Annotated in this window: 22 protein-coding genes; 7 read left to right on the top strand and 15 right to left on the bottom strand. The window is 37.7% G+C overall.

Translation table 11 applies throughout. The features are described from left to right. Positions 1–152 precede the first annotated feature (152 nt). Positions 153–710, top strand: coding sequence for a peptide deformylase (gene def, locus AC23ME_RS00580; RefSeq protein ID WP_487725806.1), 558 nt, complete (start codon positions 153–155; stop codon positions 708–710). A gap of 113 nt (positions 711–823) precedes the next feature. Here def and AC23ME_RS00575 read toward each other — a convergent pair whose 3' ends face one another. The 8 genes from AC23ME_RS00575 to AC23ME_RS00540 all read right to left on the bottom strand — a co-directional run bounded on the left by AC23ME_RS00575 (position 824) and on the right by AC23ME_RS00540 (position 8,312). Next, positions 824–2,926 carry a family 10 glycosylhydrolase gene (locus tag AC23ME_RS00575; protein ID WP_487725805.1) on the bottom strand — a complete coding sequence of 701 codons (2,103 nt, stop codon included), beginning with the start codon at positions 2,924–2,926 and terminating at the stop codon, positions 824–826. A 127-nt stretch (positions 2,927–3,053) separates the two neighbouring features. Beyond that, positions 3,054–4,073: a hypothetical protein gene (locus AC23ME_RS00570; RefSeq protein ID WP_487725804.1), complete on the bottom strand. Its 1,020-nt coding sequence runs from the start codon at positions 4,071–4,073 to the stop codon at positions 3,054–3,056. A 70-nt stretch (positions 4,074–4,143) separates the two neighbouring features. Next, positions 4,144–4,932: a HEAT repeat domain-containing protein gene (locus AC23ME_RS00565; protein ID WP_487725803.1), complete on the bottom strand. Its 789-nt coding sequence runs from the start codon at positions 4,930–4,932 to the stop codon at positions 4,144–4,146. Continuing rightward, positions 4,922–5,485, bottom strand: a complete 564-nt coding sequence (locus AC23ME_RS00560) for an RNA polymerase sigma factor (protein ID WP_487725802.1) — start codon at positions 5,483–5,485, stop codon at positions 4,922–4,924. The genes AC23ME_RS00565 and AC23ME_RS00560 overlap by 11 nt, the downstream gene beginning before the upstream one ends. Positions 5,486–5,658: 173 nt before the next feature. Further along, a complete protein-coding gene (locus tag AC23ME_RS00555) occupies positions 5,659–6,216 on the bottom strand; it encodes a hypothetical protein (RefSeq protein WP_487725801.1) in 558 nt (185 codons plus the stop codon). Positions 6,217–6,220: 4 nt separating this feature from the next. Next, the gene (locus AC23ME_RS00550) at positions 6,221–6,862 is read right to left on the bottom strand and encodes a peptidase associated/transthyretin-like domain-containing protein (protein WP_487725800.1); all 642 of its coding nucleotides are present in this window, start codon (positions 6,860–6,862) and stop codon (positions 6,221–6,223) included. A gap of 89 nt (positions 6,863–6,951) precedes the next feature. After that, entirely contained in the window at positions 6,952–7,197 is a 246-nt protein-coding gene (locus AC23ME_RS00545; RefSeq protein WP_487725799.1) for a NifU family protein, read from the bottom strand. Positions 7,198–7,232: 35 nt separating this feature from the next. Next, positions 7,233–8,312 (bottom strand): Mrp/NBP35 family ATP-binding protein, encoded by a 1,080-nt coding sequence (locus AC23ME_RS00540; protein ID WP_487725798.1) that lies wholly within the window; start codon positions 8,310–8,312, stop codon positions 7,233–7,235. A 190-nt stretch (positions 8,313–8,502) separates the two neighbouring features. Here AC23ME_RS00540 and AC23ME_RS00535 point away from each other — a divergent pair, with 190 nt between their 5' ends. From AC23ME_RS00535 to AC23ME_RS00525, 3 genes are all read left to right on the top strand, one after another. After that, positions 8,503–10,662 carry a transglycosylase domain-containing protein gene (locus AC23ME_RS00535; protein WP_487725797.1) on the top strand — a complete coding sequence of 720 codons (2,160 nt, stop codon included), beginning with the start codon at positions 8,503–8,505 and terminating at the stop codon, positions 10,660–10,662. Further along, positions 10,652–11,191, top strand: a complete 540-nt coding sequence (hpt, locus tag AC23ME_RS00530; RefSeq protein WP_487725796.1) for a hypoxanthine phosphoribosyltransferase — start codon at positions 10,652–10,654, stop codon at positions 11,189–11,191. Before AC23ME_RS00535 ends, hpt begins: the two co-directional genes overlap by 11 nt. Before the next feature lie 280 nt (positions 11,192–11,471). Continuing rightward, positions 11,472–12,131, top strand: a complete 660-nt coding sequence (locus AC23ME_RS00525) for a phosphatidylserine decarboxylase family protein (RefSeq protein ID WP_487725795.1) — start codon at positions 11,472–11,474, stop codon at positions 12,129–12,131. A 370-nt stretch (positions 12,132–12,501) separates the two neighbouring features. On the opposite strand, the gene AC23ME_RS00520 is transcribed toward AC23ME_RS00525, so the two are convergent. From AC23ME_RS00520 to AC23ME_RS00490, 7 genes are all read right to left on the bottom strand, one after another. Then, positions 12,502–13,644, bottom strand: coding sequence for a mechanosensitive ion channel family protein (locus AC23ME_RS00520; protein WP_487725794.1), 1,143 nt, complete (start codon positions 13,642–13,644; stop codon positions 12,502–12,504). A 3-nt stretch (positions 13,645–13,647) separates the two neighbouring features. Continuing rightward, positions 13,648–14,874, bottom strand: a complete 1,227-nt coding sequence (locus AC23ME_RS00515) for a Glu/Leu/Phe/Val dehydrogenase dimerization domain-containing protein (protein WP_487725793.1) — start codon at positions 14,872–14,874, stop codon at positions 13,648–13,650. Between the two features lie 161 nt (positions 14,875–15,035). After that, a complete protein-coding gene (gene rplS / locus AC23ME_RS00510) occupies positions 15,036–15,383 on the bottom strand; it encodes a 50S ribosomal protein L19 (protein ID WP_487725792.1) in 348 nt (115 codons plus the stop codon). Positions 15,384–15,533: 150 nt separating this feature from the next. Then, entirely contained in the window at positions 15,534–16,208 is a 675-nt protein-coding gene (gene trmD, locus AC23ME_RS00505; RefSeq protein ID WP_487725791.1) for a tRNA (guanosine(37)-N1)-methyltransferase TrmD, read from the bottom strand. 217 nt (positions 16,209–16,425) lie between these two features. Beyond that, positions 16,426–17,073: a hypothetical protein gene (locus AC23ME_RS00500; protein ID WP_487725790.1), complete on the bottom strand. Its 648-nt coding sequence runs from the start codon at positions 17,071–17,073 to the stop codon at positions 16,426–16,428. A 42-nt stretch (positions 17,074–17,115) separates the two neighbouring features. Beyond that, positions 17,116–17,643 (bottom strand): ribosome maturation factor RimM, encoded by a 528-nt coding sequence (rimM, locus tag AC23ME_RS00495; protein WP_487725789.1) that lies wholly within the window; start codon positions 17,641–17,643, stop codon positions 17,116–17,118. Between the two features lie 157 nt (positions 17,644–17,800). Then, the gene (locus AC23ME_RS00490; RefSeq protein ID WP_487725788.1) at positions 17,801–18,376 is read right to left on the bottom strand and encodes a 30S ribosomal protein S16; all 576 of its coding nucleotides are present in this window, start codon (positions 18,374–18,376) and stop codon (positions 17,801–17,803) included. 414 nt (positions 18,377–18,790) lie between these two features. Between AC23ME_RS00490 and AC23ME_RS00485 the strand changes: the two genes are divergently transcribed. The 3 genes from AC23ME_RS00485 to AC23ME_RS00475 all read left to right on the top strand — a co-directional run bounded on the left by AC23ME_RS00485 (position 18,791) and on the right by AC23ME_RS00475 (position 23,180). Continuing rightward, positions 18,791–19,309: a 5' nucleotidase, NT5C type gene (locus tag AC23ME_RS00485; protein WP_487725787.1), complete on the top strand. Its 519-nt coding sequence runs from the start codon at positions 18,791–18,793 to the stop codon at positions 19,307–19,309. 244 nt (positions 19,310–19,553) lie between these two features. After that, positions 19,554–20,690 carry a GDP-mannose 4,6-dehydratase gene (gene gmd, locus AC23ME_RS00480; protein WP_487725786.1) on the top strand — a complete coding sequence of 379 codons (1,137 nt, stop codon included), beginning with the start codon at positions 19,554–19,556 and terminating at the stop codon, positions 20,688–20,690. Between the two features lie 30 nt (positions 20,691–20,720). Next, positions 20,721–23,180: an SLBB domain-containing protein gene (locus tag AC23ME_RS00475; RefSeq protein ID WP_487725785.1), complete on the top strand. Its 2,460-nt coding sequence runs from the start codon at positions 20,721–20,723 to the stop codon at positions 23,178–23,180. The last annotated feature ends 151 nt before the right edge of the window (positions 23,181–23,331 follow it).

The following is a 23,331-nucleotide window of genomic DNA, read 5'->3' as shown; positions in this document are numbered from 1 at the left end:
CCTTTCTGAAACTCGTTTACAACAATTAAACAATCAAGCAATCAAACAATTTTCTTAAATTTGCAGCATGAACCATGATGGTTTACCTATTTTAAAATAATTTCTAAAGCCATCATAGCTCATCGACCATTAGAAAAGATTAAAAATACCCGATGAAACTATCAATTGTAGCCTATGGCGACCCAGTTTTAAAGAAAGTTTGTACGCCAATAGACGAAAATTATCCAGAGCTTAACGAGCTGATAGAAAATATGTGGGAAACCATGTACAATGCAAGTGGTGTTGGCTTAGCGGCTCCGCAAATTGGTTTACCTATCCGTTTATTCATAGTAGATACTGGAGATAATGACGACGAACCTCGCTATAAAAAAGTATTCATCAATGCTCAAATTTTAGAAGAAACTGGCGAACCTTGGGGTTTTACGGAAGGTTGTTTAAGTATTCCAGAAATTAGAGAAGAGGTGTTCCGCAAGCCGAATGTTTTGATCAGTTATTATGATGAAAACTGGCAAAAGCACGAAGAACAAGTTACTGGTTTTGCAGCTCGTGTAATTCAGCATGAATACGATCATATAGAAGGTAAGTTATTCACCGAAAAAATTAACTTATTGCGTAAACAGTTAATAAAAGGCAAGCTAGATAAGATCTCTAAAGGAGAAATTAGAGGCGATTACAAAATGAAATTCCCTAGACAGAATAAGAAGAGATAAACAGAAAGCCCCGATTAATTCGGGGCTTTCTGTTTAAAAGACTTACGAAGTTTTATAATTTGTTGTCCTCAAAGGAATAGTTGAGGGCTTCGCCGTTTAAAAACTGCATAAGTCTATAATACAATCAGCTTTATGTTCTTCTTAAATGTATTGTCGAACAAGGTTAGAATGTATTGGCCTTTTGGTAAATCATTCTTCAAATTAAGCTGATACTTACTGCTTCCGTTTTGTGTACTGAACTCTTCTTCGTGAACTATCTGGCCATATAGATTAATCAACTTTGTTTTTATCGACTTGCCTTGGAAATTATTCAGATTGAAATTAATATCTTTTTGTGTTGGGTTGGGAAACGCAGTAGCGTTAGCTATAATCAATTCATTGAAATCTACGGAGGTTAACCAGGGCTTAGCTACTTCACCATTTTTATCGAATTGAGTTAGTCGATAGTAATTTGTTCCGTTAAAAGGATTGATGTCAAAAGTTACGTAATTTTTAACTGTAGTGGTATTTTCAGAGCTCGAGCTTTGTTTATCTAAATAAGTAAATACGCCATCAGCTCCAGCTTTTTCAATTAGAAAATAGTCGCTATTCATTTCAGTTGCAGTAGACCATTCAATCTTGATTCTGTTGTTACCTTTCTTCGCAATGAAATTAATTAGCTTAACAGGAAGTGTAACCGCATCTGGAACCACATTGCTTGCTGCACTTTCGTTGCTAATTCTGTCTAGGGAGGTGACAGCATAATAATACGAAGTTCCTTGCCCAGGCGTAACGGCATTGTCGGTGTAAGTTGCATCGTTACTAGAAATTACAGCAATTAAATTGGCCGAGTTGCTATAATCTATTGTCGCAGAAGTTGAACGATAAACCGCATACCTTACAACTTTCTGCAATTCGTCGGAGGTAGCTGCAGGTGCAGTCCAAGTTAGTTTGGTTTTGCCAGCTACCAAACTTGGCGTTAAGTTAGTGGGTTCTACTGGTGCAACATTGTCTATCCAGCTCATGCTTGGGATAATTGCAGGTGTGTTATATTGTATGCGTACCAAATCCATGGCATCTTTCACTACTGTTTTGGTAGAAAGTAAATCATGGCTAGTGAAATGAGCAGCACCCAACACATTGGGAGTATTAGTTCTCAAGTAGTCAATTTGATTTTTGATTTCGGTTCCGGCTATTGTAGATGACCACGCACTCCCATCTGCAGGATCTACTCTATATGTGCCTAAACCTATGTATAGATGGCGAGTGAAATTCTGCCTATTCCATTCATCAACTATATAATTAAATTTGGCATTTGCGGTAGGTTGGCTAAACGCCCAATACACTTGCGGGACTAGGTAATCTATGGTGCCTTCTGTTATCCATTTTCTGGTGTCGGCGTGTTGGGTAACGTAATGTTGCGAGCCTGTAGTGGTAATTGCGGGATTGGATCCTGGAACCGTAAAATTCCTATAAATTCCCGATGGCGAAATACCAAACTTAACCCAAGGTTTTAAAGATTTAATAGACGTGCTCAATTGCTGTATCAGTAGCGTAACATTGTCTCTTCTCCAATTGCTTTGGTTAGTAAAACCTCGTGGGTCGCTGGCAAATTGCGCATTATCTTGGGTGCCGATACCTGCATAGTAAAAGTAATCATCAAAATGGATACCATCCAAGTCGTAATTTGTAACCAGTTCTCTAACCACGGCATCTATATGATTTCTAACATCAGCCAATGCCGGATTCAGATAACGAAGTGTTGATGTTCCGCTCACCTCACTCAAAAGCCAGTTTGGATTAGTTTTCGCCTTATGTATCGCGCTGTAGCTGTTAATGTTTGCTGCTGCGGTTGCCGCTCTGTAAGGATTTAGCCAAGCATGGAGCTCAATTCCATGTTTATGGCTTTCTTCAATTGCAAAAGCTAAAGGATCCCAACCAGGGTTTTGACCATAAACACCAGTTAGCCAATGTGACCAAGGTACAAGTGAACTATTGTATAGCGCATCACCAACTGTTCTGACTTGAAAGTAAACAGTATTTATACCAGATGCTTTTAAACCATTTAAAATATTAGTAAGTTTAGTTCGCTGAGTTGCTGGAGAATCGCCAGAACTGGGCCAATCTATTCCAAATACAGTAGATATCCAAGCAGCTCTCATCTCTTTCTTAGGGTTTTGAGAGAATGCGGAAATTTGCCATAAAATGATAAAAATAGCAAGTAAATGTCTTTTCATATGCTGGTTTTTAGTTGGTTATTTTACTAAAATAAAAATAAAACTGCAAATGTTCGCATAAAGCTGCAATAAAATTAAAAAGCCAGCTATCAATAGATGCTGGCTTTAAATTATAGTTTGTTTGATTTTATTTCCGTAAATAGATTTTACCGTACGTAGATTTAAGAACAATCTTTTCTCCACCGCCGTTTAGTTTTCCATTAACGGTAGTTCCGCCAAATGCGTAAGAAAAAACAGAAGGACTTGCAGCAAAATTGAATACACCATCGCCTACTATGGTAGCCGATTTTTTAGGGGCTGCTGGTTTTTCTGGATTGGGAGGTGTAGGTACTGCCATTGCTACAGCTACGGCAGGGCTTTCGCTTGTTGAAGTAACAGTTTTACCTTTAGATTTAGCAGATGTAGTGGTGCTAGTAGAGGTGCTTGTACTAAACCCATCAACGGTATAAACTTGAATGTTTTGTCCTTCTACCCTCACTGGATTTTCGTCCATTACCAATTTAAGATCTTTAGCAGCGTAAAGGTTTTCGTACTGCGAACTAATTGTCAAGTCGGCTTTTGCTTGATCTGGTACTGTAACATCTATAAAACCATATACCGAAACCAAAGAAATTGGACCTTTAAACGAAGGTGTTAACTTGCCTTCTATATTTCCATAAAGGCTTTTTAAACTAATAGGCCCTGTAACATTGTTTAAGTTAAAATTCTCGTACTGCGTAGAGCCATCTATTTCGCTTTTAAGATTATTCAGTACAATTACTGTTGAGTCTCTGTGTGCAAAGCCCGAGGTTTTAATAGATAATGCTACACCCTGAGGAAGTTTCACCGTTAACTTCACATCTTTTTCTACAGGGGAAACAATAGCAATACTTTCCTTTTCTGTTACGCTGATACCAATGCCAGTGTTGTCAAAACCAGAGCTGCTCAGAGCGCTTAAACCAGCCGCTCTTGGGTCTTCTGTTTTATCACTTTTCTTGGCTGCTGCCGAAAAAATAATTTCCTTTCCGTCGTAGCCTTCTACTTTTAAGTTAGGGATATTGTTAATTACTAATTTTCCGCTACTTTTAGCAATTTTAAATTCTTTTTGGGCAAACGCTTGGGCAACTATTAAAAGTAATACCGAAGCTATCAAAGTTATTTTTTTCATCTGTTTGTTTATTTTTTAAAAGACGATGAAGCTATACGATTCAAAAACATAAGGTTTCATCTGTGTGTGTTTAATTATTGTTTGTTAATAGAGCAAAGTGCACTTGCTCTTTCACAGCGTCTACTGTAAATGGATTGTTGGCCATCGCAATCAATTTATCTGTAGCTTCTGGGCTGCTGTTGTTCCCCATTATCTTCACCAGTTCCAACTGTACAATTGGATCTTTTTGTCTACTTAAACCAGCCATCAGTTGTTCGTGGATATATTTATCATTCGAAAATTTCGATAAAACTTCTAAAGCCGCTAATCTCACGTTATCATTATTGTCGTCGCTAAAAGTTTTGCAAAGCTCAGCTTTCATCTTTTCATTTAGCGATGCTAGCGCACTTGCCTTAATAATTGCCTCCATTCTGTTAGCAACTGATGAGCTATCTGACAAGCCTGCGTATATCTCTTGGTGCGCTTCTGCTTTTGGTTTGTGAGCAACAAAGTTTCTTTGTGCTTTTATGGTTTTTTGCTGCGGCGGTTCTACTACTTCTTCCAATGCTAATACTGGAGCTGGTTCAACACTGGTATTGTTATTTGATACGATTTGAGGAGGCATTGCGGTCAACTCATTTTTCTCTTGCGAAAGAAACAAGTAAGCACCAGCTACCATTAACAATGAGCACGCTACAGCCAACCAAGTGTAGTTGAGTTTACGGCTCTTTGGCGCAATTTCAATTTTTAGGTTCTCTTCAGCTGATTTGCGCTCCTCTAACTTATTTAAAATATTGCCTAGCATGTTTGGAGGCAAAGCTTCATTTTCGAAGGCATCTCTGTGCTCATCTACATATCGCTTAAAAAAATCACGTTCCATAGTATGCTTTATCTTTTAATGCTATAAAAATTTTTTTCTTTGCTCTGTGGTATTGACTGCGTACTGTTGCGTGGTTAATACCGAGCATTTGGCCTATCTCTTCTTGTCCCATATCTTCAAATAGATGCAATGACACAATCGTTCTGTAACCATCTGGTAGTTCTTGTATGGCTCGCTTCACATCATCTACTTGACATTGAAACAGAAACTCCTCGTCCATATCTACATCTTCATCAGCAACTGCTTCTAGTTGGCCATCGTCTGCAAAAACCATCTTCTTTTTTCTCAAAGCAGATATCGCCTGATTAATAGCGATCCGTTTTACCCAGCCTTCAAAATTGTTTTGATTTTTTAACCTGTCAATTTGCTCGAAAGCAGTACAAAAGGCTTCCTGAACAATATCTTCGCTTTCGGCACTATTGCCCATCACTCTAAAAACTGCATGGTAAATACGTTTTGCGTACTTGTTGTATAGCATGGCATAGCCTTTTTCTTCGCCGGCTACACATTGCTGTACCAATTCTTGTTCGTTTATAGAGATACTCAGATGCAAGGTGTTAAAACTTATTTCTACTAATTTCTTAAACTGTATGAATTAAAGATATTAATTAAATCGCACAGCTTTTTGGTTGCTAACTATATGATAGTCGCAAACGAATTAGTTTTGTTGCACGGAGTTGTGAAAATATTTTGAAAAAATATCAAAATAGACGGTAGATAGAATAATTACTTTCTTTTAAATGAAAATCTAAGCTTTTCTGAAGGGTAACTACGGTTATGGATGTTGACAATCAGAATGTCTTCTCTATCCACTTCTAACTCGTTTTTGGTTACTAGGTTAAATTTCCTTTTGTAATTTCGTTCGTAACTGTAATTTGCTGTCCCTTTCTTTTCTGTAAAAATCAATGTATCTCTATCTATAGAAAAATTAAGATCAGCTATGCTATTGTCTTGTGAATACTTATAAAGTAAAAACCTTGCTTTGCTATTTCTAGGCGCATACGATTCTATGATTTCGGAACTTAGTAGAGGACCAAATGAAAATGCGTCAATTATCTCTGTCGACTTAAAAGAAAAGTCACTATTTAGTGTAAGGCTTACGTTGCGTAAATTTCTAAAAGAGTCTAAAGGGTAAGACACTTTAGTTTCTAGAAAAGTAATTTTATTTAGTTCCCAAGTACCAATTAATTTTTTTTCAATTGGTTCGTCTTTTTTACAAGCATAAAAACTTAGAATAAATACCAAGAAAGAAAGTGTAATGTAAAGTGAGCGCTTTGTTTTCATAATTTTACTGTTCCGAACTTCTGGCTTTATCGCCGTTAAAGATCTCCTGCATTAACTTGCCCCAAGCAAATGGGTTCAGTAATGGATTGGTTTGGCGCATATTCACGTTCATCATCCTATCGAAATTGTAACGATAGTTGGAGTTGGCAATCTCACCACCATCTCTTGGTAATGTTAGTTTCATGCCATTTATACTTTGACGAGAGAGGTTTTTCTTTGCAATAGCCATATCGTCATCAGCTACTTTTAAAGCGAGAAAATCTTTATTAAATTCTTCTACGGTAGCCCAAGGATTTACCCTTACTGTTTTAAGGTAAACAATTTCTGATTTGATTTGAACCATTGCCGTGTATTTGTTATCGGCTACAATTCTAGGTAAAACCAATGTTTTGCTGGTAAAGCCTACGGCAGAAAACATCACCGTATCGCCTGGGTTTACCACAAAAGAGAAAAAGCCTTGATAATTTGCAGCGTACTTTTGTCCCTTGTTGCTCAAATTGGTGATGGTAACATAGGGCACAACCATATTGCTATCAGCATCGGTAACAATACCAGAGAACTGAATCAATTTGTTTTGCTGGGTTTTATCTTGTGCAAAAACCGAGCTTACAAAAAATAATAATATGACGGCTAACGAATATCTCATCTGTAATACAATAATATAACAAATGTATATGCTATGGAGTTTCTATTTGGTTAAAATGTGTTAAAAGTGTTACGCTCTTTAACGCTCTCTTACGCTTGTTCTGCTAAATCAACAGACTCTACACCTTTAATTTCGGGCACATCTTTCATGATAGCCTGCTCAATTCCGGCTTTCATAGTCATAAAGCTCATTTTACAAGAACCACAGTTACCCAACAACTTAACTTTTACAATGTTATCTGGTGTAATTTCTTCAATAGCTACATTTCCCCCATCGGCTATCAGATATGGTCTGATACTTTCTAAAGCTTGCTCTACTCGTGCTGTTAAATCCATGTTGTTAATTTTAAAAAGATAAAAGTAATAAAAATTTAGCAATTAGCCATTTGCTGCGCATTGTGTATAGAAATCTGCTGTGCAATTTTTCCTGCCATTTCTTTAAATGAAGTCGCTTGCGGATGATCTTTTTGCAAAGAAATCGGTGCGCCTTTATCTCCAGCCTCAGTAATACCCTGCACTAATGGGATTTCGCCTAAAAAAGGAACCTCGAAACGTTGTGCTAGTCCCTTACCGCCATCTTTACCAAAAATATAATATTTGTTTTCTGGTAGTTCTTCTGGTGTAAAATAAGCCATATTCTCTACCACACCCAAAACTGGAATATTAATTCCTGGCATGCTGAACATTTTTAATCCTTTTGTTGTATCAGCAAGGGCAACTTGTTGTGGTGTAGTTACTATTACAGCTCCGGCAATTGGGAAACTCTGGCAAATTGTAATATGGATATCTCCCGTACCAGGAGGCAAGTCAATCAGTAAATAGTCTAGTTCACCCCAATCTGCATCGTTAAATAATTGCTTTATAGCATTAGATGCCATTGGTCCACGCCATGGCACAGGCTGATCTGGATCTGAGAAGAAACCAAGAGAAAGTAACTTAATACCATATTTCTCTATCGGAAGAATTAAAGTTTTACCATCCTCAGTTTCTCTGGCACTAGGTTTTGCACCAACTAAATCGAACATAATCGGTACAGATGGACCATAAATATCTGCATCTATTAAACCAACTTTAGCACCGTTTGCCGCTAATGTAACCGCTAAATTGCTCGATACTGTAGATTTTCCAACACCACCTTTACCCGAAGAAATTAAGATAATGTTTTTGATCGCTTTCAGTTGGCTCGTGTCCATTGGCTTGGTTACTCGTGAAGTTATGTTGATATCAATTTCAGCGGATGCATCCACGAAATGTGTTATAGCGTTGGTACAAGCATTTTTCAACATGTCTTTCATTGGACAGGCTGGTGTGGTCAGTTCAAGCGTAAAAGAAACCTTTTTATCTTCAATTTTAACATCCTTAATCATCTTTAAGGTGACCAAGTCTTTTTTCAAGTCTGGGTCTTCTACATGACTAAGTGCGGCTAAAACTTTTTCTTCGGTAATTATCATGCCGCAAAATTAATAAACATAAGCTACAAATAATTTTGTATCTAGCTTTTTGTTGTATTTTTAGCGCAAAATGAGCCGCCGCTGACACCCATTTGGATAAAGTGGTTATAATTGGTAAATTCCATTGAAAAAACATGAACTAAACATTTGCTTTTTGCGTTTGTTAAAACAATGATTTCTATATAGATATATGCAAATACCTAAAATTAAGATCCCTAAAAAATACTTGAAGATTGGCGCCTGGGTGTTGGGCGTATTTGCATTAATATTGGTTGCTGGTGGAGCAATAGCTTATTCTAAAAGAGAAGCACTGCTCAATAAAATGGTGGCTAAGGCTATCAGCAAAGCTGAGAAAGACTACGGTTTAACGGTAAAAATTGGCGAGTATGGCTTTAAGGGACTAAGCAGTGTACATATGAACCACGTTTCTGTGGTACCCAAAGATAGAGACACACTAACCACCATTAGCGATATTACTGTTGGTGTTAAGATATTTCCTTTGCTATTTGGCGATGTGAAGCTGTCGGAAGTTGCTATAAAAGATGGTAAATTAAATGTTGTAATGCGTGATACGCTAACTAATATCGATTTTATCCTTAAAAGAAAGAAAAAAGACAGTACAACAACTAAGAGCAAGGTAGATTTAAGTGAAATTGCTAGTAACTTGTTAAATCAGGTTTTTTATAAGATACCTGATGATATGGAGATCAATAATTTTATGATGCAGTTGAACGACAACGATACTGCCTTTGTAAAATTTTTAACTACTACGGCAACCATTGATGGTGGTGAATTAAAATCGACTATCAAAGTAAATGATACAGCTGCGGTTTGGCATGTTAACGGTGAATTAGATCCTGGAGATAAGCAATTAGATGTAATGCTATTTGCCGATGGGAAGAAAGTAGAACTACCTTATTTAGAAAATAAGCTACACACCAAGATTAAGTTTGATACGGTTAGGACCCAAATGAAAGATGCTCGTTTTAGCGGGGGCGACTATAAAATTTCTGGCTCTTGGGCTATCAAAAATTTACTGATCAACCAGCCTCGTATCTCGGCAGAAGACATTATTGTGCCCGATGCCAGAGTAGAGGCGGACATGCTGATTGGTGAAAATTTTGTGTGTTTAGATAGTACCTCAACAGTTCATCTGCGAGATGCTTCTATACATCCTTACTTGAAATACACACTTTCGCCGAACAAAATTTATGAGATGAAATTGAATGCGCCAGAGCAAGATGCACAGGCTATTTTCAATTCTTTCCCAGTAGGTTTGTTCGAATCGTTAGATGGTATTAAAGTGCAAGGAAAACTGAAATACAGTTTAGATTTCCATTTAGACACGAAAACGCCAGACAGCGTTAGGTTTAGTTCTACTTTAACACCAACAGATTTTAAGGTACTGCAATTTGGTAAAACAGACCTCACCAAAATTAATTCAGACTTTGTTTACACGCCTTACGAGTATGGTAAACCAATGCGAAATATTACCATTGGCCCATCAAATCCTAACTTTACGAGGCTTGATGATATTTCTCCAAATTTTAAGAATGCTTTGCTAACGGCAGAAGATCCGTCATTTTTTAGGCACAAAGGTTTTGTAGAAGAATCTATCCGTAAATCTATCGCGGTAAACTTTAAAGAGAAGAAATTTAAACGAGGCGGAAGTACCATTTCCATGCAGTTGGTTAAAAATGTATTCCTAAGTAGGAAGAAAACCTTGGTACGTAAAGCAGAAGAAATCCTTATTGTTTGGCTCATAGAGAATAACCGTTTGGTAAGTAAATCTCGCATGCTCGAGGTTTATTTCAACATCATCGAAATGGGCAATAATGTATACGGAATAGGTGAAGCTTCGAGACATTACTTTGGTAAAACGCCATCGCAGTTAAACTTGGGCGAAGGTATATTCTTAGCGAATATTGTACCCAAACCAAAAGTGGCGCTATACAAGTTTATGAGTAATGGTAGCTTAAAAGGCTATTTGCTGCCGTACTTCAGATATATAGGAAACATCATGGCTCGCCGTGGCCTGGCTCCGGCAGATAGTACGGGATATGGCTTTTACGATGTGCGTTTACGTGAAGGTTTACGTCAATATTTACTGCCAGACTCGACTACAATAGATACTAATGCAGTTGATATTGGTGAAGATGATATGATGACGCCAGAAGGGATGCAAGATAAGTCGAAAAACCTTTTTGACCGCTTGTTTGGAGGTGCAGCGAAGAAAGATACAGTTAAGGTACAACCTGCCACGGATACTACAAAAACTAAAAAACAGCTGAGGCAAGAGCGAAGAGAAGAACGCAGACGACAAAAAGAGGAGGAGAAAAATGGAAACTAACGTCAACGTTCATGACAAGGAATTTGAATTATTGCTAGAGCAGGAGGCGATTGAAAAACGCATTCGTTTAATGGCGATCCAACTCAATGTCGATTACGAAAACAGAAACCCAATTTTTATTGGTGTGCTCAACGGAAGTTTTCTTTTTATGGCAGAGCTGATGAAAGAAATAGATTTAGCTTGCGAAACTGAATTTATCAAAGTTGCCTCTTACCACGGTGCTACTAGTACTGGCGCAATAAAAGATGCCTTAGGGATGCCGCAAAACCTCAAGGATCGTGATGTAATTGTTGTGGAGGATATTGTAGACAGCGGCTTAACAATGAAATATATTCTTTCTAAAATTAACGAACAGGAGCCTGCATCTGTTACGGTATGTACTTTGCTTTTTAAGCCCGATGCTTTGAAAGAGGAAGTAGAGAATCTCAACTACATCGGTTTCGAAATTCCGAATGAATTTGTAGTTGGTTATGGCTTAGACTACGATGGTTTGGGCAGAAACTTGAACGATATTTACAGAGCTGTTTAGCGCTAAATTTCAATTATAGGCGCTTAGATTTTTTAGAAAAGCAATTTCAGTAATACTGTTGTTCCGATAGCCCCGCTTTACATTTTAGCCCTCGTTAGCAAACGCTCTCCCGGGGCTGCCATTCCAATCGGGTTTAGTAAACCAAAAACAATGCAGGTAGGTCAAAAAAGACACTACAAAATTGATAAATTTTTACGAGTTTTGCAGGTAACTAAAAACCAGATGAAATCATTCCTGTGTATAGCGCTCGGAATAGTTAAAATCGTAATTCGTAAATCAAATGACCATACATAAAGAAGGATATACCTCAATTGCCCTTACAGTACTTTTTATATTTATCATCAATGCAGTAGTAGAATACAGATTTGCTGATATGTTTGTGCTAAGATGGTTCGTTTACATCTTTTCTTTTGCATTGTTTGTTACCGTACTACAGTTCTTTAGAAATCCGAAACGTACTTTTACCAATGGCGATAATTTGATTATTTGCCCTGCAGATGGTAAAGTGGTAGTAATTGAGGAAACTGAGGAAGGTGAATATTTCAAAGACAAACGTTTACAGGTTTCTATCTTTATGTCGCCAGTAAATGTACACATTAACCGTAACCCAATTTCTGGAGTGGTTAAGTTCTTCAAATACCACCCAGGTAAATATTTAGCTGCTTGGAACCCGAAATCGAGTACCGAGAACGAACGTACAACAGTAGTTGTAGAGCATAAAAATGGTGCGCCCGTATTGTACCGTCAAATTGCCGGTGCTTTGGCTCGTCGTATTGTGTGGTATGTGAAAGAAGGCGATCAAGTAAGTCAAAACGAGCAGTTTGGTTTTATCAAATTTGGCTCTAGGGTAGATCTTTTCTTACCATTAGGTACCAAAATTAACTTAGAGCTTAACCAGGTTGTTAAAGGTGGTATCACCGTTTTAGGAGAATTGAGCTAGTTTCGCTTTAATAGATATTCGAAAGCCTTGTGAGTTAATACTTGCAAGGCTTTTTTTATTGTAATGGATAAGTGGAGTTCCCCGTCATTGCGAGGCAAGAAACATCGTTATTTATTCATTAACCTATTGAGGGGAAACTGTCCGTTATGCCTAACACTTACCCGTGTTAAATAAACGGGATTGAAGCGGTAATACTTTTTGTTTACTTGTCATTCTGATCCGCCAACTGGCGGAGAAGAATCTGTTGCTTAACGTACTTCTTAAATAGATCCCTCGAAACTCCGGATGACAGGTTACCTATACAAAAAGATTATAGCAAAAAGCCCGACTAATATTTAATCGGGCTCCTGCAATTGCTTTTCTAATACAATTAATTATCATTTTTTGCCGGAGTGCTTTCGCCGATGCTTCGCTGTGTTGGGTAGGCAAAGTCAGAGCCGTTTTGCTGTACAATTTCAATAATGGCAAAGTTTACCGCTTCCTTTACTCTTGCCAAATCAAACTCCTTTTTCATTGGCACCAAGTAAATAATTTGGATGTTCAGTGCCGAATCTCCGAACGAATCAAGTGCAACAACTGCATCTGTAGTCGCCGGATTTTCGTTTAAAAATGTACTGATATCTGCAATAATTTTCTTCAGTACTTCATTGCTGGTTTCGTAAACCAAACCAATATCAAATTTTACTCTGCGGGCATTTCTCATGGTCAAGTTCTCCAACACGCCGTCAATCATAGCACGGTTAGGGATAACATAAGTGGTTTTATCGGCACTGCGCAATACGGTACTTCTAAAGCCTACACGCTCAATAGTGCCCTCAATGCCGTCAACTTTTACCACATCGCCTACGGTAAAGGGCTTGTCTAAGAAAATGAGGAAAGATCCCAAAAGGTTCTCCAAACTTTCTTTAGCTGCCATTGCGATCGCAATACCACCAATACCCAAGCCAGTAATTAAACTTACCGCATTTACTTCGAAAACGTAGCCAAGCAACACGAAAAACCCGATAAACGCAATGATGAATTTCAGCAGTTCTTTGATGAAAGGCACCAATTGATCATCTGCTTTGTTTTTTGTTTTGGCGGCACGCACCAATAATACGTGGGCAACAAAATCGATCATCCGCAGAACAATCCAAAATATCGAAAGTAAAATGAGGAAAAGAAATACCTTGTCTACCAGTTCGCCAATGGTAAAAACTTCATCAACCTTAACCTTATCAATGGTCTTTTTATACTTGAAAAAGGTAACATCAAGCGGGTGCTTTAATTGCTTAACGGCAACGTAAAACGTAAATACACTAATGAAAAACTCAATTGGTTTTATCAATAAAGCAATAAAAGTTTCGGAATTGACTTGATCTGCAAATTTTTTGAAGAGCTTAAAAATCAGCTGACTAAGTACACGAGATACTATCCGTTTAAATAGTAGGCCAATAATGATAATGCCAGTAATAATGGCATAGGTTTTTAAGGTGTTGCCCCAAAAAATCTGTTCGAAAAAGTCTGTATTCATAGGTTATACGAGTTGTTTTAATGCGATCTCGAACGCAGTACTTGATAGATTTGTTTTCTTGTTAGATGTTTGATGTACGGCTTTAAGTGCGTTGCCGATGATGTTTGATGCATCTGTGAAAATGGCATCGTCGCTCATTTCTACATTACGCTGCATTAGGTAAGCAAACACTCTTGCCATGCCACAGTTGGCTATAAAATCTGGAATTACCGCTAAATGGTTGTCTGCATGTTCCATAATGCTGCCGAAGAAAATTTCTTTATCTGCAAAAGGCACGTTTGCACCACAGGCAATTACTTCCATGCCGGCAGCAATCATTTGGTCTACTTCGTTTTGTTTTACTAATCTCGAAGCTGCAGCTGGAACAAAAATCTCAGCACCCATACTCCAGATTTTTTCGTTTGCTTCTTCAAAAGAAAGCAGGTTATCGGCAACCAAAGTGTTGTTTACACGATTGTTGAAAAGTTGGGCTACTTCAGCAACACTAAATCCATCTGGGTTAATTAAGCCACCAACACGATCAATAATACCAACCACTTTTACGCCTTGCTGTGCCAAATAATAGCCGGCTGCTGCAGCCACGTTGCCCCAGCCCTGTATAATGGCTTTTTTGCCTTTAATTTCGCCTCCCCAAATTTCGTAGAAATGTCTAATGGATTCTGATACACCATAACCGGTAATCATGTCGGCAACTTTGTATTTTCTTTTGATGTCTGGCGTATAGGTCAAATCTTCCAACACTTTAGAAACACCGTAACGTAATTGACCAATTTGGTGGATACGCTCGTTTTCTCTAGCTTGGTAATGGCCGCTAATTACACCTTCTTGTGGATGCCATAAGCCGTAGCCTTCGGTAATTGGAATAACTTCGTGAATTTCGTCGATATTTAAATCGCCACCAGTACCGTAGTAATTTTTAAGTAAAGGCATTACGGCTTTGTACCAACGTTCTAGTACTTCTTTCTTACGCGGATCGGCAGGATCAAAGTTAATTCCCGATTTTGCTCCGCCAATAGGAGGGCCAGAAACCGTAAACTTCACTTCCATTGTTTTTGCCAAAGATTCCACCTCGTTTTTGTCCAATCCTTTACGCATTCTAGTACCGCCACCAGCAGCACCGCCACGCAAAGAGTTAATTACTACCCAACCTTCAGCTTCAGATTCTTTGTCTTTCCATTCAAAAACAATTTCGGGTTGTTTTTCTTCGTACTTCTTTAAAAGTTCTTTCATTTGGTGTTCATTTTTATAAATAATGAAGCTGTTATGAGCAAAAGTTAGTTAAAGTGCGCACAACATGTCACTATCAGATTTTTTATTTGGTTGCGCAAAGATAGGAAACAAAAAAACCCCGACATGATGTCGAGGTTATATTTTTTCTATTAGAAAGTAAATTACTTTCTTAATGATTTGATACGAGCTGCTTTACCAGTTAAGCTACGTAAATAGAACAATTTAGCTCTACGTACTTTACCATGGCTGTTAACTTCTACTTTCTCAATATTTGGAGAACTAATAGGGAAGATACGCTCTACGCCAATACCATTACTAATTTTACGAACAGTAAATGTTTCATTAGCGCCAGCACTGTTACGTTGGATAACAACGCCTTGGTAAATTTGAACACGTTCTTTGTTACCCTCGCGAATTTTATAATGAACACTTATTGTATCTCCTGATTTAAAAGAAGGAAATTCTTTTTTAGTGCTTACCTGTTCTTCTACAAATTTTACTAAATCCATGATTTTAAGCTATTAAGCCGATTTTTGTATTGTTTAAAATCGGACTGCAATATTAGGGATTATTTTTTTAAAATAAAAGTGAAATTTAAAAATATTTATCGATTTAATATTTTGCCAGTTAGCTAATTATCAAATCGGTCTGTTGCCGCTTTATTTTAATAAATCAGGGCGGCGTTCTTGTGTGCGTTTCAAAGCTTCTTCGTGTCGCCATTCGTTAATTTTGGCTTCGTGTCCGCTCAACAAAATATCTGGAATTTTATGTCCACGCCAATCTGCAGGTCTGGTATAAACGGGTGCATCTAGCAACTCACCCTGAAAACTGTCTGATAATGCCGAAGTTTCATCATTTAAAACTCCTGGTATTAATCTGATAACAGCATCTACCAATACTGCAGCAGGTAACTCTCCGCCAGAAAGCACATAATCGCCAATAGAAATTTCCCTAGTTACATAAATATCACGGATACGTTGATCAATACCCTTGTAATGGCCACATAAAATGATGATATTTCCTTTAATAGAAAGTTCGTTGGCAATTGTTTGGTTCAATGTTTCCCCGTCAGGGCTCATGAAAATGATCTCGTCATAAGTGCGTTCTTGCTGCAGTTTCTCTATGCAAGCCGCAAAAGGAGGGATACTCATCACCATGCCGCTGCCACCTCCGTACGGGTAGTCGTCTACGCTTTTTTGTTTGTTAGTAGCATAATCCCTTAGGTTGTGTACCACAATTTCCGCAATTCCCTTTTTTTGTGCCCTCTGTAAAATAGAATGGGCAAAAGGACTGGTCAATAAATCGGGGAGTACAGAAATAATATCAAAACGCATGGCGCAAAGGTAAGAATTGTTTGCGGTTTCAAACAGACTGTAAACTTGGTTTAGATTTTTTGAAAAGCACAGGCGTTGCCGCTAAGATAGTTCGGCCCCGTTTTTCACTACAAGTCCTCATTCGCCTTGCCAACGCACTAATTCTTGCGCTCGCTCATTCCGGGCTTTTCGCTGCAATCGGGTTTAATTAACTAATGATATTGCTGTAAACTAAAGTCTAGGTCGTCCATTGGTCATGTACAATTGCTACCAAAAAATAGGTGCCCTGATGCGGCTTAAAAACCAAACGCAAACTGGTCCAATCCATACCTTCGTGTTTTTCATCAAAGCCGCTAAAATAATATTCTACGAAAGGGTATTGAGGGAATATTTCGTTGAGATTGTTTATGGAGTTTCCTTTGCCGATGATTTGATTGTAAGCAGTTTTCTCTGCGTTGATGTAATCGGCGTTGTACACAAACTTATCCAAGTATTGCTGCGCAGTTAATCTAATTGTCTCGCCAGAGCCATCGTAGCTTCCCCAAATTACTGAGCCATGTTCTTCTATTAACTTTAAGAAGGTGGCTTTTGTCATCTTTTTCGAAGTTTTGGTATCTATAAATCCGTACGGAGAAAAAACAACGCCTTCTGTGGGATGAAAGTAAGCTGCAAATGCTTTGTAGTCTTTTGCTTTTAAGGTTGTCAGTATTTCTAAAGCTATCGTGTTAATTGTCTCTTCTTCACCAATAGTGTCGGTAGGCTTTTGGTTCTTAATTGTATCTTTCGACAATGTAGATTCTGTCGTACGGTCCGTACGGTCAGAGCCAGTACAAGCAAGTACCAAGGTAGATAGGATAATAACACAATAAGCTCCGAGTTTTTTCATAATTATACAAACTAAAATAAATTGGCTTTTGTTTGCAGCGCCTTACGGGTTAAGATAAACATCTAGCAATCCCTCAGGTAAATCCAAGGTGAGGATATTTTCTTCATCGTCTATCTCTACAATAAAATCTTCGTTTAAAGGAAAAAGCACATCGGTATTTTTATAATGCACCGTCGCTACAAACTGTTGAGGATATTCGTTTACTTCTATGATTTCTCCTAACTCCCCTAAAGTTTCATCAACAGCAATAAAACCTTTTAAATCGGTATAATAGAATTCGTCCTCATCGCGTTCCGGCTTTTTGCTCAAAGGCAAATAAGCTTTTTTCTTTACCAAAGGCGATGCTTTGTCCACATGGTCAACATCATCAAAATAGAATAGACCTGTTTTATTGTCATACAACTTATGGCTGGCAATAAAGAAGGGAACCATTTTTCCATTCAACTCTAGAAATATTACATCTAGCTCAAGATCGTGGTAGTCTTCAAATTCGAAGAAAAGCTGCACCTCACCCTTTAAGCCTTTAGTTTTAGTAATGTAACCTATATAAAATGATTCGTCTTTAGTCATGTATCTTGAATTTTGTTATTCCGAATGCTAATGAAGAGTCTGTAAGCAAAATTGTAGGATGAAACAGATTTCTTTCACTTTAGAATAACAGGTGGGTGGTTATAAAAATAGCGTCCCGATTTACTCGAAACGCTATTCCTTTTTGAAGTAAAGCTAATTATTCAGCTTTATCTTCTGCTTGAGTTTCTTCAGCAGGAGCTTCTGTTGCAGCCTCAGCTTCTACCGCTGGAGCTTCTTCAGTCGCTACTTCTTCTTCAACAACTTCTTCCGCAACTGGTGCGTTTTTAGCTGCGATAGCTGCTGCTCTGTCTTCATTTTTCTTAGCTTCTGCTGCTAAAGCCACTTTACGAGCTTCAGCTTTACTAGTAGCCAATCCTTCTGTTTTACCAGAAATTTTGCCAGCTTTAGTTTCTAACCAAGTAGCAAATTTAGCATCTGCTTGTTCTTGAGTTAAAGCACCTTTTCTGATACCGCCTTCTAAGTGTTTTTTGTAAAGCACACCTTTGTAAGAAAGGATAGCACGAGCTGTGTCTGTAGGTTCAGCACCGTTAAGTACCCAAGTTACAGCTTTATCGAAGTTAAGTTCGATAGTTGCTGGGTTAGTGTTTGGGTTGTAAGAACCTAAACGCTCGATGAATTTTCCATCTCTTGGAGCACGAGCATCTGCTACTACCACGTGGTAAAAAGGCTTTCCTTTTTTACCGAATCTTTGCAATCTGATTTTAGTTGCCATTCTTTTTTATAGTTTATGTATTCAACATAGTTCCCGGAACTTTGTATTGCGGGGCTGCAAAAATAAACAATATGTTGGTAATTAGCAAACTAGGTTAAAAATTATCATCAATTGTAAATATTTGAAAATCAAAGTCATCGTTTCATGGTGATTGCAGCCCTGCTTTCCGTTTTTATCTTTTTGTTTTAGTCTGCCTGTCATCCCGAGTTTAGAGGGATCTATTCCCACAGATTCTTCGCTGCGCTCAGAATGACAAGTAAACAAAAAGGATAATCACTTCAATCAGGTTTATTGCCGAAAGCCAACGCAAAAAATGCCTGTTTTTGCCCAAAATAAGTCGAGCTAATAAAAGTGAAATACCTTTTGTCGATATTTGGTTACATCAGCCATTGCAAAAAAATAAATTCAAAATAAATGAGAATAGCCATAGACATGGATGAAGTTTTAGCCGACCCAATTCATAAATTCATGCGACTTTATAATAGAGACCATCAAGTTCCCTTAGATTTAATCATCAAACCCGGAACAGAACTTTTCGAAAACGTTCCAGAAGATGTAAACGATAAATGGTTCCATTACATTAACGAAAAAGGTTTCTTCAGAGATTTGCCGGTAATTGACGGCGCAGTTGATGCTGTTAAAAAGCTACAAGAAAAATATGAAGTTTATATCGTATCTGCAGCAATGGAATTTCGCAATTCTTTAGAAGATAAATTAGACTGGTTAACCGAACATTTTCCATTTATAAGTTGTAAACATATCATATTCTGTGGAGATAAAATCGTAAATGTGGATGTTATGATTGATGATAGGATAAAGAACTTTATTGACTTTAACGGAAGGCCGCTGCTTTTCACTTCTCCCCATAATATGCTCATCACAGCGTACGAACGTGTAGATAGCTGGCGACAAGTGCTCGACAAACTCATGTAATTACATTCACAAAAAATATTGAATATTTTTAGAATGATTGCTCGTAAGTTGGTTGGCAATGGATTAGGAGCATTATCTCTACAGCGTTATTCCTATTTGGTGTAAATCAATAACCTACCTATGTAAAATTCTTATAGAAGTTCGATAAAAATACTATTTTTGCGACGTTGCTCATCTACAACTTTTTTATTACAAACAAAGTGATGTATATGATAGCGCACGTTAAATCTTACTCAAAATATAAATGAAAGTTGCACTGATTACGGGAGTGACCGGCCAGGATGGCGCCTATTTGGCAGAGTTTTTACTGAAGAAGGGCTATTTCGTACATGGCATTAAAAGGAGATCTTCGCTATTTAACACCGATAGGATAGACCATTTATATCAAGATCAACATGAGAGTAACCTAAGGTTTAAATTGCATTATGGAGACCTAACAGATTCTACCAATCTTATCCGTATAATTCAAGAAACACAGCCAGACGAAATTTATAACCTGGCCGCAATGAGCCATGTACAGGTAAGTTTCGAAATGCCAGAATATACTGCAAATGCAGATGGTCTTGGAACATTAAGGTTGTTAGAAGCAATTAGAATATTAGGTCTAACAGAAAAGACAAAAATTTACCAAGCATCTACTTCAGAACTTTATGGTTTAGTGCAAGCTGTACCGCAAAGTGAGAATACGCCTTTCTACCCTCGTTCACCATACGCAGTAGCTAAAATCTATGGTTATTGGATTACAGTTAACTATCGTGAAGCTTATAATATGTTTGCTTGTAACGGTATTTTATTTAATCACGAAAGTCCGCTACGTGGTGAAACTTTTGTAACACGTAAAATTACTAGAGCAGCTTCTAAAATTGCTTTGGGCCTGCAAAAGTGCCTATATCTTGGTAATCTTTCAGCACAAAGAGATTGGGGGCACGCTAAAGATTACATTGAAGCGATGTGGTTAATCTTGCAACAAGAAAAGGCGGAAGATTACGTTATTGCTACTGGTATTACAACAACTGTACGTGATTTCGTGCGTATGGCTTTTGCAGAACTTGGCATTACTGTTGAGTTTTCTGGTAAAGACGAAAAGGAAACAGGTGTAATTATAGATATCGACAGAGAAAAAGGTTTGCAATTAGGTTTAAATGTTGAAGTACTTAAACTTGGAGAAACAGTAGTTAAGGTAGATCCTAAGTATTTTAGACCAACCGAAGTAGATTTGTTGTTAGGTGATCCAACTAAAGCTAAAACCCAGCTTAACTGGCAGCCTAAATACGATCTGCAAGCTTTGGTAGAGGATATGATGCAATCAGACCTTAACCTAATGAAGAAAGATGAATACCTAAAACAGGGAGATTACCAGACCTTAAATTATTTCGAATAATAAAAAGTAAAAAGGACACGGCTACGGCTTATGAAAAAAATATTTCTATTACTCTCATTTATCATTTTATCAGCTTCAACCTTTGCACAGGTTGGATCTAACATCAAGGTAGATGAGCTTTCTGATGCTCAGATTCTACAGATTGTAAAACAGGCAGAATCAATGGGTTATACGTCCGAAGCACAACTGGCGCAAGTAGCACAAAATAGAGGGGTTAAACCGGAAGAACTTGTAAAGTTTAAAGCAAGAGTAGAAAAGCTGAAAAAACAAGGTGCTGGCGTACAAACTACAGACAAACCTACAACAGGTACTGGTAGGGAATATAGCGAAACTACTGATGGTGGGTCTATTACCAACGATAAGAAAGAAGATGATGGTGAAATCCAAGCAAAAATCTTCGGGTCAGATTTGTTTAGAAATGGAAGTATTACATTTGAACCAAATTTAAGGATTGCTACACCAAAAAGTTATGTTATTGGTCCAGATGACCAACTTATCGTTGATTTGACAGGTGATAACGAACGTTCATATAACCTACAAGTAAGCCCAGAAGGTGTAGTCAATTTAGAATATGTAGGAAGAATTGCTGTTGCTGGTTTAAGTGTTGAACAAGCATCTTCTAAAATAAGAGCAGCAATGTCTAAGACCTATCCGGCTTTAAGAACGGGTAGAACTTCCGTTGCCATCAATTTAGGAAACATCAGAAGCATCCAAGTAACAGTAACGGGTCAGGCCGTAAAGGCAGGTACCTATACATTGCCGTCGCTTGCCAATGTATTTAGAGTGCTATATGTTTCAGGCGGACCATCACAAAACGGTTCTTTCAGAAATATTCAAGTAATCCGAAATAATAGAATAATCTCTACAATTGATGTTTATGATTTCTTATTGAGAGGAATTCAACAAGGAAATATTCGTTTGCAAGATCAGGATGTAATCAATATCCCGGCTTATGATAAGCGAGTAGAAATTTCTGGAGAAGTTAAGGAAGCTGCCATTTTCGAAATAAAAGGAACAGAAACCTTGCAAGATGTGATCAACTTTGCCAAAGGTTTTACTGCTGAAGCATACACTGCTAAAATCAAAACCTTTCAAAATACAAACAAAGAGAGAAGAATTAGAGATATTTCTTCATCACAATATGCCACGTTTCAACCTAAGAATGGAGATAAATTTGTCGTAGAAGCAATCTTAGAACGTTTTGAAAATCGTGTTGAAATTATTGGTTCGGTATTCAGACCAGGTGTTTATGCTTTAGATAAAGGCCTTACGCTAAGAGGATTGATTAGGAAGGCAGATGGAATTACCGAAGATGCTTTTTTAAATAGAGGATACATCAATCGTTTAAACCCGGATAAAACACAGTATTTTATCTCATTTGATGTAGCTAAGATTCTTTCCGGTGAAGAAAAAGATATCCCTCTAACAAGGGAAGACAAAGTAACTATCAGTTCGATCTTCGATTTAAGAGAAGAGTATTCGGTGACCGTCCAAGGTGAAGTTAGAGCGCCAGGCACTTTTCAATTCGCCGAAAATTTGAAATTGGAAGATGTCATACAGATGGCTGGAGGTTTAAGGGAAGGTGCAGCGCCAAATAGAATTGAGGTTTCTAGAAGAATTAAAAATACGGATCCAAATTCTACATCTTCAAAGACCGCTGACGTGTTTGTAGTTAACGTAGATGAAAACTTGAGGGTTTTGGGAGATAAGTTTGAGATTAGGCCATTTGATATTATTTCTGTGAGAAATTCTGAAGGATATGCCATTCAGAAACAGGTTAAAATTGAGGGAGAGGTACTTTATCCGGGGCCTTATACTATAACAAGCAAAGATTATCGCATATCAGATTTAATTAAAAGAGCTGGTGGTTTAACGCCATTTGCTTATGCTGAGGGTGCTTCTTTGAAACGTCCAGGGGCTGAGAAAGTTAATCCAGCGGATAAGAATGCCATAAACAATAAGGAAGAGGAAGAGAAGAAATTCTTGAATTTAGAGCGTGTTCAGGAAAAGAATGGCAAAGAAAACGAAGGCACTAAAAAAATTGACGAAAAGTTGGTTCAATCTGATTTGGTTGGAATTAACTTAGAGCGTATTTTGGAAAAACCTTTGTCTAGGCAAGATTTGATTTTGGAAGAAGGTGATATTGTGCGTGTTCCTAAACAGCTTCAAACGGTTAAAGTAACAGGAGAGGTATTAAATCCAAATAGTATAGTTTATATCCCTGGCAAAAGCTTTAAACAATATATTAATGGTGCTGGTGGTTTTACTAGTAGTGCCTGGAAAAATAGAGCGTACATCAAGTATGCTAACGGTTCAGCAGAGGCAGCTAAGAAATTCTTGTTTTTTAATAACTATCCTAAAGTTAAGCCAGGGTCAGAAATTATGGTTCCTGTTAAAGCTGAAAGAGAAAAAATTAGTCCGCAAGCTTGGATTGGAATAGGAACAGGCGTAGCTTCATTGGCGGCTATTGTAGTTAGTTTGTTAAGATAAGATTACGCTGCCGATAGATTAAAAATCTCAGTAATTGGCTTCGTTTATATTATTTACCGTTGGCATTTTGTTTAAAAAGCTAATTTAATATTCAGATTTTCTTGGCTAGAGTTCGCTAGCTAAGGCGAAATGATAGCCAGTTTCCCGGTAA

The organism is Pedobacter sp. T50_32, from assembly GCF_057652195.1.
The sequence above is the reverse complement of the archived record's forward strand: the minus strand, read 5'-3'. Positions and strand labels throughout refer to the sequence as shown.

Bases quoted from the DNA above. Each gene is read 5' to 3' on its own strand.
- def (WP_487725806.1), top strand. From the start codon at position 153: ATGAAACTATCAATTGTAGCCTATGGCGACCCAGTTTTAAAGAAAGTT.
- AC23ME_RS00575 (WP_487725805.1), bottom strand. From the start codon at position 2,926: ATGAAAAGACATTTACTTGCTATTTTTATCATTTTATGGCAAATTTCC.
- AC23ME_RS00570 (WP_487725804.1), bottom strand. From the start codon at position 4,073: ATGAAAAAAATAACTTTGATAGCTTCGGTATTACTTTTAATAGTTGCC.
- AC23ME_RS00565 (WP_487725803.1), bottom strand. From the start codon at position 4,932: ATGGAACGTGATTTTTTTAAGCGATATGTAGATGAGCACAGAGATGCC.
- AC23ME_RS00555 (WP_487725801.1), bottom strand. From the start codon at position 6,216: ATGAAAACAAAGCGCTCACTTTACATTACACTTTCTTTCTTGGTATTT.
- AC23ME_RS00550 (WP_487725800.1), bottom strand. From the start codon at position 6,862: ATGAGATATTCGTTAGCCGTCATATTATTATTTTTTGTAAGCTCGGTT.
- AC23ME_RS00545 (WP_487725799.1), bottom strand. From the start codon at position 7,197: ATGGATTTAACAGCACGAGTAGAGCAAGCTTTAGAAAGTATCAGACCA.
- AC23ME_RS00540 (WP_487725798.1), bottom strand. From the start codon at position 8,312: ATGATAATTACCGAAGAAAAAGTTTTAGCCGCACTTAGTCATGTAGAA.
- AC23ME_RS00535 (WP_487725797.1), top strand. From the start codon at position 8,503: ATGCAAATACCTAAAATTAAGATCCCTAAAAAATACTTGAAGATTGGC.
- hpt (WP_487725796.1), top strand. From the start codon at position 10,652: ATGGAAACTAACGTCAACGTTCATGACAAGGAATTTGAATTATTGCTA.
- AC23ME_RS00525 (WP_487725795.1), top strand. From the start codon at position 11,472: ATGACCATACATAAAGAAGGATATACCTCAATTGCCCTTACAGTACTT.
- AC23ME_RS00520 (WP_487725794.1), bottom strand. From the start codon at position 13,644: ATGAATACAGACTTTTTCGAACAGATTTTTTGGGGCAACACCTTAAAA.
- AC23ME_RS00515 (WP_487725793.1), bottom strand. From the start codon at position 14,874: ATGAAAGAACTTTTAAAGAAGTACGAAGAAAAACAACCCGAAATTGTT.
- rplS (WP_487725792.1), bottom strand. From the start codon at position 15,383: ATGGATTTAGTAAAATTTGTAGAAGAACAGGTAAGCACTAAAAAAGAA.
- trmD (WP_487725791.1), bottom strand. From the start codon at position 16,208: ATGCGTTTTGATATTATTTCTGTACTCCCCGATTTATTGACCAGTCCT.
- AC23ME_RS00500 (WP_487725790.1), bottom strand. From the start codon at position 17,073: ATGAAAAAACTCGGAGCTTATTGTGTTATTATCCTATCTACCTTGGTA.
- rimM (WP_487725789.1), bottom strand. From the start codon at position 17,643: ATGACTAAAGACGAATCATTTTATATAGGTTACATTACTAAAACTAAA.
- AC23ME_RS00490 (WP_487725788.1), bottom strand. From the start codon at position 18,376: ATGGCAACTAAAATCAGATTGCAAAGATTCGGTAAAAAAGGAAAGCCT.
- AC23ME_RS00485 (WP_487725787.1), top strand. From the start codon at position 18,791: ATGAGAATAGCCATAGACATGGATGAAGTTTTAGCCGACCCAATTCAT.
- gmd (WP_487725786.1), top strand. From the start codon at position 19,554: ATGAAAGTTGCACTGATTACGGGAGTGACCGGCCAGGATGGCGCCTAT.
- AC23ME_RS00475 (WP_487725785.1), top strand. From the start codon at position 20,721: ATGAAAAAAATATTTCTATTACTCTCATTTATCATTTTATCAGCTTCA.